This window comes from Hansschlegelia zhihuaiae (genome assembly GCF_004103825.1).
GTDB lineage: Bacteria > Pseudomonadota > Alphaproteobacteria > Rhizobiales > Methylopilaceae > Methylopila > Methylopila zhihuaiae.
Genome location: NZ_RYFI01000001.1, coordinates 78,472 through 90,404, shown reverse-complemented (window position 1 = coordinate 90,404; position 11,933 = coordinate 78,472). Strand labels below are relative to the sequence as shown.

12 protein-coding genes are annotated in these 11,933 nt (G+C 70.8%); 8 read left to right on the top strand and 4 right to left on the bottom strand.

All coding sequences use genetic code 11. The features are described 5' to 3' along the window. From EK403_RS00380 to sciP, 4 genes are all read right to left on the bottom strand, one after another. The coding region (locus EK403_RS00380) for a FliH/SctL family protein (RefSeq protein ID WP_128775862.1) at positions 1–472 on the bottom strand (472 nt) is incomplete at its 3' end. A gap of 27 nt (positions 473–499) precedes the next feature. Further along, positions 500–1,549, bottom strand: coding sequence for a flagellar motor switch protein FliG (gene fliG / locus EK403_RS00375; RefSeq protein ID WP_128775538.1), 1,050 nt, complete (start codon positions 1,547–1,549; stop codon positions 500–502). 3 nt (positions 1,550–1,552) lie between these two features. After that, positions 1,553–3,232, bottom strand: a complete 1,680-nt coding sequence (gene fliF / locus EK403_RS00370; RefSeq protein ID WP_128775537.1) for a flagellar basal-body MS-ring/collar protein FliF — start codon at positions 3,230–3,232, stop codon at positions 1,553–1,555. Between the two features lie 183 nt (positions 3,233–3,415). After that, on the bottom strand, positions 3,416–3,691 hold the full coding sequence (sciP, locus tag EK403_RS00365) for a CtrA inhibitor SciP (protein WP_128775536.1): 276 nt from the start codon (positions 3,689–3,691) through the stop codon (positions 3,416–3,418). A 311-nt stretch (positions 3,692–4,002) separates the two neighbouring features. Here sciP and EK403_RS00360 point away from each other — a divergent pair, with 311 nt between their 5' ends. The 8 genes from EK403_RS00360 (at position 4,003) to EK403_RS00325 (ending at position 11,933) form a co-directional block, all read left to right on the top strand. Further along, positions 4,003–5,682 (top strand): flagellar hook-length control protein FliK, encoded by a 1,680-nt coding sequence (locus tag EK403_RS00360; RefSeq protein ID WP_128775535.1) that lies wholly within the window; start codon positions 4,003–4,005, stop codon positions 5,680–5,682. Between the two features lie 12 nt (positions 5,683–5,694). After that, the gene (locus tag EK403_RS00355; RefSeq protein ID WP_128775534.1) at positions 5,695–6,369 is read left to right on the top strand and encodes a flagellar hook assembly protein FlgD; all 675 of its coding nucleotides are present in this window, start codon (positions 5,695–5,697) and stop codon (positions 6,367–6,369) included. A 182-nt stretch (positions 6,370–6,551) separates the two neighbouring features. After that, positions 6,552–7,760 carry a tRNA 2-thiouridine(34) synthase MnmA gene (gene mnmA / locus EK403_RS00350; protein ID WP_428979560.1) on the top strand — a complete coding sequence of 403 codons (1,209 nt, stop codon included), beginning with the start codon at positions 6,552–6,554 and terminating at the stop codon, positions 7,758–7,760. After that, the gene (locus EK403_RS00345) at positions 7,757–8,404 is read left to right on the top strand and encodes a class I SAM-dependent methyltransferase (RefSeq protein WP_128775533.1); all 648 of its coding nucleotides are present in this window, start codon (positions 7,757–7,759) and stop codon (positions 8,402–8,404) included. Before mnmA ends, EK403_RS00345 begins: the two co-directional genes overlap by 4 nt. Before the next feature lie 74 nt (positions 8,405–8,478). Then, positions 8,479–9,864, top strand: a complete 1,386-nt coding sequence (locus EK403_RS00340; protein WP_128775532.1) for an ABC1 kinase family protein — start codon at positions 8,479–8,481, stop codon at positions 9,862–9,864. A 143-nt stretch (positions 9,865–10,007) separates the two neighbouring features. Then, a complete protein-coding gene (locus tag EK403_RS00335; protein WP_128775531.1) occupies positions 10,008–10,298 on the top strand; it encodes an aa3-type cytochrome c oxidase subunit IV in 291 nt (96 codons plus the stop codon). A gap of 4 nt (positions 10,299–10,302) precedes the next feature. Further along, complete coding sequence (locus tag EK403_RS00330) at positions 10,303–11,490, top strand: Re/Si-specific NAD(P)(+) transhydrogenase subunit alpha (protein WP_128775530.1); 1,188 nt, start codon at positions 10,303–10,305, stop codon at positions 11,488–11,490. Continuing rightward, the gene (locus EK403_RS00325; RefSeq protein ID WP_128775529.1) at positions 11,490–11,933 is read left to right on the top strand and encodes an NAD(P) transhydrogenase subunit alpha part 2; all 444 of its coding nucleotides are present in this window, start codon (positions 11,490–11,492) and stop codon (positions 11,931–11,933) included. Before EK403_RS00330 ends, EK403_RS00325 begins: the two co-directional genes overlap by 1 nt.

The window sequence follows — 11,933 nt, the reverse complement described above, 5'->3', positions numbered from 1 at the left end:
AGCCGCGCTCCTGCGCCGCCGCCGATAGCAGGGCGCGCACGCCCTCGACGAAGTCCGGCGCGACGCGCGCGACGAAATGCGGGGCGCTGCGGAGCTCGACGAAGCAGGCCTCGGCGGCCGCCTCGATCTCCGCGAGCGGAAAGCGCGCGACGGCTGCGCCCGCCAGCTTCCTGGCGAAGGCGAGCGCGACCGAGACCGCGTCGCGCTCGATCCGGGCGTCGCGCGCCCCGGCCTCGGCGAGCGCCTGGGCGAGCCGCCCGCCGAGCGTCTCGATCGCGGCCGTGAGCCTTGCGGCGTCGGCCTCTCGCGCGGCCCTCCGTCCGTCCGCCTCGCCGCGCCGGTAGCCCGACGACTCGGCCTCGGCGATCGCCGCCTCGTGGTCGGCGAGCGGGACCATGTTCGGGCCGGGCGTCGGCTGCGCCTTCGGGGCGCCGAAGTCGGCGTCGAACAGGAAGCGGGCCGGGCGGGTCATGCGCGCCCCCGCGACGGCTGCGAGGCCTCAATAGACAAGCTCGTCCTCCCCCTTGCTCTTGGAGATCGCGAGCTTGCCGGCGGCCGCCAGATCCTTGGCGAGCCCGACGAGGCCGGCCTGGGCCTCGTCGACGTCGCGCAGGCGCACCGGCCCCATGTCCTCGATGTCGTCGGTCAGCATCTTGGCCGCCCGGCTCGACATGTTGCTCATCATGAATTCGCGCATCGACAGGCTGGCGCCCTTCAGAGCGACGGCGAGACGGTCGCGCGGCGCCTCCTGCAGCAGGGTCTGGATGCCGGCGGAATCGAGCTTCGCGAGGTCGTCGAAGGTGAACATCAGCTGCTTGATGCGGTCGGCGCTTTCCTTCGCGGCCTCCTCGAGCTTCGACAGGAAACGCGTCTCGGTCTGGCGGTCGAAGGAGTTGAAGATCTCGGCCATCTGCTCATGCGCGTCGCGCCGCGAGGACTGCGACAGGCCGGCCATGAACTCGGTCTTGAGCGTCTTCTCGATGCGCTCGAGGATGTCCTTCTGCACCGACTCCAGAGCGAGCATGCGGCGCACGACGTCGAGCGCGTAGTCTTCCGGCAGGATGGCGAGCACGCGCGCGGCCTGTTCGGCGCGCAGCTTGGACAGCACCACCGCGACCGTCTGCGGGTATTCGTTCTTCAGGTAGTTGGCGAGGACGTTCTCCTGCACGTTGGAGAGCTTCTCCCACATCGTGCGGCCGGCCGGCCCGCGGATCTCCTCCATGATCTGGCCGACCCGGTCCTTCGGCAGCAGCGAGGCGAGCAGGCGCTCGGTCGACTCGACATTGCCGTTCAGCGCGCCCGTCGCCGACATGCGCGACACGAAGTCGATCAGCAGGTCGTCGACCGTTTCGGGGGCGACCGGTCCGAGCGACGACATCGCGGCCGACAGCTCGCGGATCTCGAGATCGTCGAGCTGGTCCCAGACCGGCGCGCCGTGGACGTCGCCGAGCGCGAACATGACGACGGCGGCGCGCTCGACCCCGGTCAGCGCGCGATTCTTCGCGAGGCGCTGGGCCAGGAGGGCGGTTTGCTGCTCGTTCGCCGCCATGGGTTACGCCGGGTCCTGCATCCACTGGCGAATCAGATTCGCGCTCTCGAGCGGATTGTTGCGCACTAGATCGCCGATCTTCTCCACCGACTCGGCCTTGATCTTGCCCGCGACCTGCGCGACCGCGAGCTTGCGGCCGACCCCGTCGGCGCCGATGACGATGGGCTCGACCTCGACATGCTGGAGGACGCGCTGGCCGGAGGCCGTCGCCGCGCCTTCGCCGATCGATTCACCGTCCGCGCCGTCGACGCCGCCGGCCGGATCGGCGCCCGCCACGAGCGCCGACGACGCCGGCGCATCTACCCCGAGCGCCTTGCGCATCAGCGGGCGCACCACGAACAGCAGCACGAGCAGCGACAGCAGCGCCAGGACCCCGAGCTCCACCGCCCGCATGATGTCGGCGCGGCTGACGTCGAACCAGCTGTCCTGGCCGGCGTCGCCAGCGGTCGCGCCCGGCAGGTCGGCGAAGCGCAGATTGACGATCTCGACCGTGTCGCCGCGGGATTGGTCGAAGCCGACGCCCGCACGCACCAGGGCGCCGATCCGGTCGAGCTCCTCCTGGGGACGCGGCGCATAGGCCATGTCGCCGTTCTGGGCGCGGCTGTAGACGCCGTCGACCAGCACCGCGACCGACAGGCGCTTCACGCGGCCGCCGTCCTGCGTCTCGGTGCGGGTGACGCGGGAGATCTCGTAATTGACGACCTCCTCGTTCTTGTTCGCGGCTTCCTTGGGACCCTGCGCGCCGGCCGGCGGCTGGTTCGCGTTCGGCAGCTGGTTCGCGACGCTGACGCCCGGATCGGCCGGCTCGCTCGACTGCGAGTTCTCCTCGCGGGTCTGGGTCGAGCGCGCCACGCGGCTTTCGGGATCGAAGGTGTCGGAGGTCTGGGTCGAACGCATGCGGTCGATCTCGGCCCGCACCTCGACGCGGGCGCGGTCGGCGCCCACGACCCGGCCGACGATCGCCTCGACCCGCTCGCGCAGCCGCTTTTCGAGCGCGACCGTGCGCTCCTCGCCCAGCGCGCCGGCCTGGTCCTCGCTCTCGGCGCCGTCGGCGAGCAGCCGGCCGCCCTCGTCGACCAGCGAGACCTTTTCGGGCTTCAGGCCCTGCACCGCGGAGGCGACCAGATGACGGATGGCGCGCACCTCGCCCTGGCCGAGCTCGCCGCGGGCGCGGATCACGATCGAGGCGGAGGGCTGCGGCGCGTCGCGGGTGAACAGCGGCCGCTCCGGCACGACGAGGTGGACGCGCGCCGAGGCGACGCGGTCGAGCGACTTGATCGAGCGCGCGATCTCGCCTTCGAGCGCGCGCAGATGGTTGACGTTCTGGACGAAGCTCGTGGACGAGAACCCGTCGCCCTTGTCGAAGATCTCCCAGCCGACGCCGCCGCCCGCCGGCAGGCGCTGCTCCGCGAGCCGCATGCGCAGCCTCGCGACGTCGTCCTTCGAGACGAGGATTCCGGCGCCGTCCTGGCGGAGCTCGTAGGGCACGTTCTGGCTCTCGAGCTCCTTGACCACGGCGGCCGAGTCCTGGAGCGAGAGGTCGGAGAACAGCGGGACCATCGTGGGCGCGGTGAAGCGCACGATGACGAAGGCGAAGAAGCCGACCAGCGCGAGCGTCACCACGCCCATCGCGGCGAGGCGTCCGGCCCCGAACGATCTCAGAAACTGCGCGAGACTTGCCACCGAGACCTGCCGACCGACCCCGCCACGACCCCCGAAGCGGCGCGGCGTGACGGACCGCTCCGCCCGGCAAGAATTGCCCGGTCTATGGTAAACGGCTCGTTAACTCGGGCGGCGGCGGGCCCCGAAACGGCGACGCCGGCCACGAGGGCCGGCGCGGAAAGCCTTACGGAAGTCTTATCGTGGTCAGGCGCGATACTGCTGGATGCGGGTGGTCCGCAGGCCGGCGAGGCCGTGACGATCGATCGAGGCCTGCCACGACAGGAACTCCTCGACGGTGAGCGTGTAGCGCGTGCACGCCTCTTCGAGGCTGAGCAGCCCGCCCCGAACGGCGGCCACGACCTCTGCTTTGCGGCGGATGACCCAGCGCTTCGTGTCGGACGGCGGCAAATCCGCAATGGTCAACGGACTGCCGTCGGGGCCGATCACATATTTGGTTCGTCCGCGAGGCATTTCGCTCATAGGTACTCTCACACGCGAATAACCGTTGGATGAGACGTTACGAGCCGTCATTTAACATTTGACTAAGCGAATTCGCTGATTTCTGCGGGTTCCCAAAGGTTAAAAACCAGTAATTCAAATACTAACGAAACCTTTTCCTTTTGCCCTAGGTCGATACCTCGCGGGGCCGGCAGGATTTGCCGGGACAGGCAGAAAACGCCGGGCGCCGCGCCCCGAAGACCGTTGAGGAATCAGGGGTTCAGGGCGCAGCCTGCGTGGCACGTCGCTTGCTCGTCCTGTCCGGTCTCCCGTCTCGCGTTCCGGACGTCCCCATGACAGCCATCGCCGCGACTCTCGCCGTCAGCCTCGCGGCGGCCCTGCCCGGCGTCGCGCGCGAGGCGGGCGAGGGGGAGGGCTTCGCGGCGTTGCTGGGCGAGGCGGCGGCGGGACCCGCGCCGGGCGGCCCGGCGATTCCATTTCCTGCGGCCCGGACCGCGGCCGGTCCGTTCGCGGGCCCCGCGGCGTCCGGACGAGGCGGCGCCGGCGCGGCGGCGATCCAAGGCGAGCTCGCGGCGAGCGACGGCGTGGCCGATGAGGAGACAGGCCGCGAGACCGACGTCTCGTTCGGGTCGGCCGGCGTCGTCTCGGTCGCGGCGGCGTTCGTTCCCGTCCCGGCTGCGCTGCAGGCCGCGGCCGCCTTGTCCGAGACCGTCGGAGAGCCAACCGCTGAAATCCCGGCCGCGGTCCCCGATGCGTCGGCGTTCATGCGACCCGCGCCGTCCGCCCCCGCGCCGTCGGGGGAGATCGTCTCCCAGGAGAGCCCGCGGGTTGCTCAGACAGAGCCGTCCGAGGCAGCGCCGACATTGTCGGGCGCGAAGCCAGCGACGTCCGCCGAGACTCCGGCCTCTCAGGCGGCTGGCGCCGCCTCGTCCGGAGGAACGCAGACCGGCGCTTCGGCGCAAACGCCGGCCTCCACCCAGGCGGCCGCCCCGCCGCCGTTTGGCGGCGCCGTTTCCGTGGTCGGAGCCGTCATGCCGGCGGCCGCCCCAAACAGCTCCATCCAGCAGCCGTCAGACGCTCAGCCGGAGGCGCCAGGCCTCCGGAAATCGGCGTCCGTCCGTGACGCTGTCGATCGGGATGGAACGAGCGCTGCGCCGAAGACCGATGGCGCCACGGACGCCGGCGCCTCGGCCGACGGCGAGGCTGCGGTCGCGGCGAAGACCGCGGCCCGCGACGTCGCGGCCGCCGTCCAGGATCCCAAGACGACCGCGCTTGCCGCCCCGACTGCGCCGAAGCCGCCGGCGACGGGCGGCGCGGCGACCGCAAAGGCGAAGGAAGGGGAGGGCGACGCCTCCTCGTCCGCCTCGGCCGGAGACGCCAAGCCGACCGCATCGGCGCACGGCGCCGGGCGGGCTGACGCCGCCGAAGCGCCGAGCGGGCCGCGTGAGCCGGCGGACGAGGCCAGTGCAGACAAGCCGTCCGCCCCTGCGCAGGACCGGGCCTCGTCGTCGCCGGCCCAGGCCGCCGCCTCGACCCCCGCGAACCCGCAGGGCTCCGCGCCGTCCGCCCAGCAGAGCCAGACCGCGCCGCTCGCCGCCCAAGCGGCGACGCAGGTCGTCTCCCAGCTGGCCTCGGCCGCCGGCGCGCGGCGCACGCGCTTCGAGGTCAGGCTCGACCCCGTGGAGCTTGGCCGCATCGATGTGCGTCTCGACATCGGCCATGACGGGCGGCTCGCGACGCGCCTGATCGTCGACCGGCCCGAAACCCTCGACCTGCTGCGCCAGGACGCCCGCGACCTCGCCCGGCAGCTCGAGCAGGCGGGCTTCCAGCTCGGGCAGGGCGGGCTCGCCTTCCAGCTCCGCGACGGTCGCCGCGACACGTGGCAGGCGCCCGAGCCGACCGCGACGGCCGCGGGCTCGCCGGAATCCGCCGATGAACCGGCCGCCGCGGCGGCCGAACCCTATCGCCGCCCCGCGCGCCATGGCGCCGGCGGCGTCGACATGACGGTCTGAGAGGAGAGGGCGATGGCGGTCGATGGCCTCGCAGGCGTCACCACGAACGCGACGGCGAACTCCGGATCGTCCACCGGCGCGACGCTCGCCAGCAATTTCCAGACCTTTCTGACGCTGCTCACCACCCAGCTCAGGAACCAGAACCCGCTCGACCCGCTCGACACCAACCAGTTCACCCAGCAGCTGGTGCAGTTCGCGGGCGTCGAGCAGCAGCTCAAGACCAACGACACGCTGACGGCGCTGCTCGCCGCCAATCAGACGAGCCAGGCCGGCACGGCGCTCGGGCTCGTCGGCCGCTCGATCACCGCCTTCGGCGACACCGCCATGCTCGACGACGGCAAGGCGACCTGGAAGCTGACCTCGCCCGCCGACGGCGTGACCGGCACGGTGACGGTGCGGGATTCGAACGGCGCGGTCGTCTACCAGCGGGACGTCGACCTCGCCTATGGCGACCAGAGCTTCGAGTGGGACGGCAAGAAGACCGACGGCTCGCGCGGTGCCGAGGGGCTCTACACGCTCTCGATCGAGGCGCGGAACGTCGCCGGCAACCTCGTGGACGTGACCTCCGAGGTGTCGGGCGTCGTCGACGGCGTCGACCTCTCGACCGGCCAGGCGGTGCTGCTGATCGGCGACATGCGCGTGCCGCTCGGCGCGCTGAAGTCCGTCAAGGCGGTCCCGGCGAGCTGAACACGCGCGCCGATGTCCCGGCCTTGAGCCGGGACCCATCCAGCGCGGCCCATGGATGAAGAGCTCTGCATTGGAAGCGCTCCCTTCGCCCGCGGAGCCGAATGGGTTCCGGCTCAGGGCCGGGACATAAGGGCGGCGCTTTCATCATAGGGCTTCTCGGGCTAGAACCGCGCGTCCCGACAATGAGTGAAAACCCCGCAGCCGCCATCATGAGCGCCGACCTCGACCTCGACCTTCCAGGACCGCGCGCCGCGACGCGCGTGGTGGTGGCCATGTCGGGCGGCGTGGATTCCTCGGTGGTCGCTGGGCTCGTGAAGCGCGCCGGCTACGACGTCGTCGGCGTCACGCTGCAGCTCTACGACCATGGCGCCGCGGTCGCCCGCAAGGGCGCCTGCTGCGCGGGCCGCGACATCCACGACGCGCGCGACGTCGCGGCGCGGCTCGGCATCCCGCATTACGTGCTCGACTACGAGGCGCGCTTCCGCGAGGCCGTGATCGAGCCCTTCGCCGAGGCTTACGTGAAGGGCGAGACCCCGATTCCCTGCGTGGCCTGCAACCAGACGGTCAAGTTCCTCGACCTGCTGGGCATGGCGAAGGATCTCGGCGCGGCGGCGCTCGCCACGGGCCACTATGTCCGCTCCGAGGCGCTGCCCGGCGGAGGTCGTGGCTTGTTCCGCGCCGCGGACGAGGCGCGCGATCAGAGCTATTTTCTTTACGGCACGACGCCCGAGCAGCTCGCCATGCTGCGCTTTCCGCTCGGTGGGCTGCGCAAGCCGGAGACGCGCGAACTTGCCCATGAACTCCGTCTCGCCGTCGCCGACAAGCCGGACAGCCAGGATATCTGTTTCGTGCCGACCGGCGGCTACGCCAGCGTCGTCGAGCGGCTGAAGCCGGGCGCCGCCGAGCCGGGGCCGATCGTCGACCAGTCCGGCCGCGAGATCGGCCGGCACGACGGCGTCATCCGCTACACGGTAGGCCAGCGCCGCGGGCTCGGGCTCGCGGGCGGGGTGCCGCTCTACGTTCTCAAGGTCGACGCCGCGTCCCGTACGCTGGTGGTGGGACCGCGCGAAGCGCTCGGCGTGCGGCGGATCGTGATCCGCGACCTCAACTGGCTCGGCGAGGGGGCGCTGGAAGACATTGGTCCCGAAGGCCTCGCGGTCCGCGCCAAGGTGCGTTCGACGCGGCCTGCGGCGCCCGCCGTCATCCGTCCACTTGGGAGCCGCGAGGCGGCGGTCGAGCTGGTCGAGGGCGAAGCCGGCGTCGCGCCGGGCCAGGCCTGCGCGCTTTACGACGAGGCGACCGGCGAGCGCGTGCTCGGCGGCGGGACCATCAAGGCCGCGCCGCGCGTTCAGGCGGCGCGCGAAGGACGGGTCAGCGAGGCGGCGGCGTGAGCGTCCAGTACGATCTCGAGGGCCAGAAACGCGCCTATGAGAAATGGGCCCCGATCTACGACAAGGTCTATGTCAGGCTGCTGGCCGACGGGCAGCGCAAGGCCGCGCTCGCGGCGGCGGCCTGCGGGCCCGACATCCTCGAGGTCGGGGTCGGGACCGGCCTCGTCCTCCGCTATTACCCTGCCGGCTGCCGCGTGGTCGGCGTCGACCTTTCCGTCCACATGTTGGCCAAGGCGCGCGAAAAGGTCCGCGACCTCGGCCTCTCCCAGGTCCGCGGCCTCGTCGCGATGGACGCCTGTCGGCTCGGCCTGCCGGATGCGAGCTTCGACGCGGTCACAGTGCCCTTCGTCATCACGCTGGTGCCGGATCCCGAAGGCGCGCTCGACGAGATGCGCCGGGTCCTGAAGCCCGGCGGCGAGATCGTGATCGCCTCCAAGATGGGCGCGGAGGGCGGCTTCCCAATGAAGGTCGAGACCGCGATCGCGCCGATCGTCGCCCGGATGGGCTGGTCGTCCGACTTCAAGGTGAGCCGACTACGAGCCTGGGCCGCCAAGACCGGCGACATGTCGGTGATCGACGTCCAGCCGGTGTTCCCCGCGGGCTTCTTCAAGATCGTGCGGATTCGGAAGGCCAGGCAGGCCTGAGCGTCTGTCCCTTCGAAGGCGTGATCGCCGCATCCTCTGGTCAAGCGCCGCGGCGCGCCCGACGTAAACGCGCCATGTCGTCCGATCGCGATCTCGAACGAAACCGCCTCTCCGCCCGCGTCGGGCGCTACGCCCGCGTCGGCGCCAATGTCGGCGGGGTGGCGGCGCGGATCGCCTATGCGCAGTCGATCGGCCGCGCGGCCGGCCGCGACCAGCGCGCCGCCGACCTCCGGATCGCGCTCGGCGGGCTGAAGGGCCCGATCATGAAGGTCGCGCAGCTGCTCGCGACCATTCCGGACGCGCTGCCGCCCGAATACGCGGCGGAGCTCTCCCAGCTCCAGTCCGACGCGCCGCCGATGGGCTACGGCTTCGTGCGCCGGCGCATGGCCGCCGAGCTCGGGCCGGACTGGCTCGAAAAGTTCGGGTCGTTCGAGAAGGAGCCGGCTGCGGCCGCCTCGCTGGGGCAGGTGCATCGCGCGACCACGCGGGACGGAACGCCGGTCGCGGTCAAGCTGCAATATCCCGACATGGCCTCGGCCGTGGAGGCCGATCTCGGCCAGCTCCGGCTGCTGTTCGACATAAGACGCCGGTTCGACGCCTCGATCGACACCAGCCAGATCGTCGAGGAGATCGGCGAGCGCATCCGGGAGGAGCTCGACTATCGCCGCGAGGCCAAGAACGCTGCGCTCTATCGCCTGATTCTCACTGATACGCCCGAGGTCAGGGTGCCGGCCGTGCATCCGGAGCTCTCGACCCGAAGGCTGCTGACGCTCGACTGGCTCGAGGGCCGCAAGCTGCTCGACTTCAAGACCGCGCCGTTGGAGGTCCGCAACCGGCTCGCGGTCGCGATGTTCAAGGCCTGGTGGCGGCCGTTCTCGCGTTACGGCGTGATCCATGGCGACCCACATCTCGGCAATTACGCCGCCTTCTTCGACGGCGGCGAGCCGCAGGGCATCAACCTGCTGGACTATGGCTGCATCCGCGTCTTCCCGCCGCGTTTCGTGGGCGGGGTGGTGGACCTCTACGAGGGGCTGCGCGACGGCGACGACGATCGCGTCGTGCACGCCTACGAGGTCTGGGGCTTCAAGGGCCTGAAGCGCGAGCTCATCGACGTGCTGAACATCTGGGCGCGCTTCATCTACGGCCCGCTGCTCGACGACCGCGTCCGCACCATCGCGGACGGCGTGTCGCCCGGCGAATACGGCCGCCGCCAAGCCTTCCAGGTCGCGCAGGAGCTGAAGACCAAGGGACCGGTGACCGTGCCGCGCGAATTCGTCTTCATGGACCGCGCCGCGATCGGCCTCGGCGGCGTCTTCCTGCATCTCGCGGCGAAGCTGAACTTCGCGCGACTGTTCCGGGACGCGATGGCGGATTTCTCGGTCGACGAGGTCGCCCGGCGCCAGCGCGCGGCCCTCGCCGAGGTCGGTCTCGATCCGCTCGAAGGCGATCCCGGCGCCTGAGCCAAAACGCCTCATTTTTCATACTGTCGAATGTCGTTCAAAATCTGGCATGCCAGACCCTTAGGGGAATTGCCGGGAGGGTTTCTTTCCGGTACATGGCGAAAGAACACGCACCCAAGACGCCACGCTGAGGGAACGCCAGAATGGCCGAGCACGTCCACGAATACGCCACCGCGACCGGCAACGACTACGCCGAGCACGAGCGCACCTATGCGATGGTGATGAAGCTCGCCAAGGTGGCGACTGCGGCGCTCGTTCTGATCCTGATTTCGCTCGGCATCGGGGGCGTAGAAGGCAGCTGGGGCCTCGCCGGCCTCGGCATCGTGCTGGCGCTCGTCACCGGCGTGATCGGCGGCATGAGCGAGAAGGGCACGATCACGCCGGTGATCGTGGCGGCCGCCGTCGTCGTCGCTCTCTGGCTGCTGTTCGGCTGACGCGGTGCGGATCGCCGTCGCGAAGGAAGTCGACGCCGCGGAGCCGCGCGTCGCGCTGACCCCTGACGCCGTCAAGAAGCTCGCAGGACTGGGCGGCGAGATCGTGGTCGAGACCGGCGCGGGTCTGCGCGCCGGCGCGACCGACGAGGCCTATAAGGAGACCGGCGCCACGATCGTCGGGTCCCGGGCCGAGGCGCTCAAGGACGCCGACGTGCTGCTGGCGGTCCGCCGGCCGCAGCCCGGCGGGCTCGACGGGCTGAAGTCCGGCGCGGTCGTGCTGGCCGTGATGGACCCTTACGGCAAGGCCGACGAGATCGGCGCGCTGGCGAAGTCCGGCGCCGCGCTGTTCGCCATGGAGCTGATGCCGCGCATCACCCGCGCGCAGGTGATGGACGTGCTGTCCTCCCAGGCGAACCTCGCGGGCTACCGCGCGGTGATCGACGCCGCGGCCGAGTTCGGCCGGGCGTTCCCGCAGATGATGACGGCGGCCGGCACCGTGCCGCCCGCCAAGGCCTTCGTGATGGGCGCGGGCGTCGCGGGCCTGCAGGCGATCGCCACCGCCCGCCGCCTCGGCGCGCAGGTTTCGGCCACCGACGTCCGGCCCGCCGCCAAGGAGCAGGTCGCCTCGCTCGGCGCGAAGTTCGTCGCGGTCGAGGACGACGAGTTCCGCCAGGCCGAGACCGCCGGCGGCTACGCCAAGGAGATGTCGGCCGAGTACAAGAAGAAGCAGGCGGAGCTCGTCGCGAGCCACATCTCCAAGCAGGACATCGTCATCACCACCGCGCTGATCCCGGGCCGACCGGCGCCGCGGCTCGTCACGACCGAGATGGTGAAGTCCATGAAGCCCGGCTCCGTGGTGGTCGACCTCGCGGTTGAGCGCGGCGGGAACGTGGAGGGCGCCAAACCCGACGAGGTCGTCGAGGTCGCGGGCGTCAAGATCGTCGGCCACGTCAACTGGGCTGGCCGCCTCGCAGCCTCCTCCTCGGCGCTCTACGCCAAGAATCTCTCGGCTTTCCTCGAGACCATGATCGACAAGGAGACCAAGTCGCTCAAGGTCAATTGGGACGACGAGCTGGTCAAGGCGACGGCGCTGACGCGCGACGGCGCCGTGATCCACCCGATCCTGAAGCCCGCGGATGCGCCGGCCGAAGCGCCGAAGCCTGCGGACGATCAGCCCAAGGAGTCGAGCTGATGGCGGAACTCACGCCCGAACAGGCGCTTGAGCGCGCCCGCGCCGCCGCCGACGCGGCCCGCGAGAGCGCGAACGCCGCCCAGACCTATGCCGACCAGATCGCCGACGCGGCGGGCGCCGTCGCCCATGGCGCGACCGGCGGGATGATCGATCCCTTCGTGTTCCGGCTCGCGATCTTCGTGCTCGCGGTGTTCGTCGGCTACTACGTGGTCTGGTCGGTGACGCCGGCGCTCCACACGCCGCTGATGGCCGTCACCAACGCGATCTCGTCCGTCATCGTGGTGGGCGCGCTGCTCGCCGTCGGCGTCGAGCTCGCGGGCCATTCCGGCCCGTGGTGGGCGAGGGCCTTCGGCTTCGTGGCGCTGGTGTTCGCCAGCGTGAACATCTTCGGCGGCTTCTTGGTCACCCAGCGCATGCTCGGCATGTACAAGAAGAAGGGCTGA